Source organism: Dietzia sp. B44 (assembly GCF_014145245.1).
In the GTDB taxonomy this organism is placed as follows: domain Bacteria; phylum Actinomycetota; class Actinomycetes; order Mycobacteriales; family Mycobacteriaceae; genus Dietzia; species Dietzia natronolimnaea.
Genome location: NZ_JAALEF010000437.1, coordinates 1,841 through 3,173 on the forward strand (window position 1 = coordinate 1,841; position 1,333 = coordinate 3,173).

Genomic DNA, 1,333 nt, shown 5'->3' on the forward strand with positions numbered 1-1,333 from the left:
GGATCGTCGGCGCCCTGACGGGACAGAAGGTCTTCCACCGCAACTACGAGAAGGGGCACGGTCCGGCCGTGCACGATGCGCTGGTCCCCCAGCAGGGTCCCAACTACACGCTCGCCAAGCGGGTCCAGCGCTGGCGCGCCACCACCGCGTTCGCGGACGGCCACACAGTCTCCGTCAACGTCGCCCCCGCCACCGACACCCGCTCGGTCACCAAGAACAAGATCCTCGCCGCCACCTACAAGGGGGCGCACGCGTTCGGCATCGAGATCTTCGAACCCGCCACCTCGTCGGCTCTGCTCGCCGCCTTGTTGGTCCACGACCTCAACGTGGGACGGCCGGACGTCGGGGTGCAGTGGGAGCACGAGTCCCACGGGGCGGCCTCGGGAGGGTTGTGGCGCCAGCCCTACCTGCCGCGGACCGCGCTGCCCGTGGCCGCACTGCTCGGTACCGTCAAGAGGTAGGAACACGCCCCGGACCGATCTGCCGGTCCGGGGCCCGCCGGTGCCGACAGAGTAAGGACCCCGCCATGCCGAACCCGTTCTCCAAGAGCTGGAACTACCTCAAGGCCTCGCTCGACAAGAAGGTCGACGACAACGCGGACCCCAAGATCCTCGTCCGCCAGGCCATGGACAACGCCCGCCAGCAGCACAAGTCGGTGACGGACCAGGCAGCCGCCGTGATCGGCAACGCCAAGCAGCTCGAGATCGCCATGGGCACCAAGTCGCGGCAGCTCGACGAGGTGCAGGGCCAGATCCGGCAGACCCTCCAGGTGGCCGAGTCGGCTCGCGCCGAGGGGGACGCCGCCCGCGCCGCCCAGTTCGACGCACAGGCCGAGCAGCTGGCCAGCCGGATGGTCACCCTGGAGCAGGACCTCGAGAACACCAAGCAGCTGCACGGGCAGGCAGTGCAGGCCGCCGAGCAGGCCAAGCAGGCCGTCAGGGAGTCCGACCAGCGTCTGCGCGAGACGCTCGCCCAGGAGGACCAGCTCCTGCTCCAGGCCACCCAGGCGGAGATGCAGCACCGGACCGTCGATTCCATGTCCTCGCTGGAGGGGGTCGGCGGCGGCAACTCGCCCACGTTCGACGAGATCCGCGCCAAGATCGAGGGCCGCTACACCACCGCGCTCGGCAAGCAGGAGCTCGCGGAGGCCACGGGGTCCCCGTCCAGCGCGCAGCTCGACGCGGCGGCGTTCACCCGCGAGTCGGAGGGCCGGAGCAAGCTCGAGCAGATCAGGGCGTCCATGGGGCTGAGCGGTGGCGGCACCGCCGTCGAGGGAGCCGGAGCGGGTGGCGCCACGGACCGGCAGCTGACCGGGGGCGCCGGAGCCGACGGT

At 70.8% G+C, this 1,333-nt stretch carries 1 protein-coding gene and 1 pseudogene; both read left to right on the forward strand.

Annotation, left to right across the window (positions count from 1 at the left end; translation table 11 throughout):
* A pseudogene (locus G6017_RS16935) lies at positions 1 to 461 on the forward strand (hypothetical protein); the annotation flags it as partial.
* A 65-nt stretch (positions 462 to 526) separates the two neighbouring features.
* The coding region (locus G6017_RS13680) for a PspA/IM30 family protein (protein ID WP_241731556.1) at positions 527 to 1,333 on the forward strand (807 nt) is incomplete at its 3' end.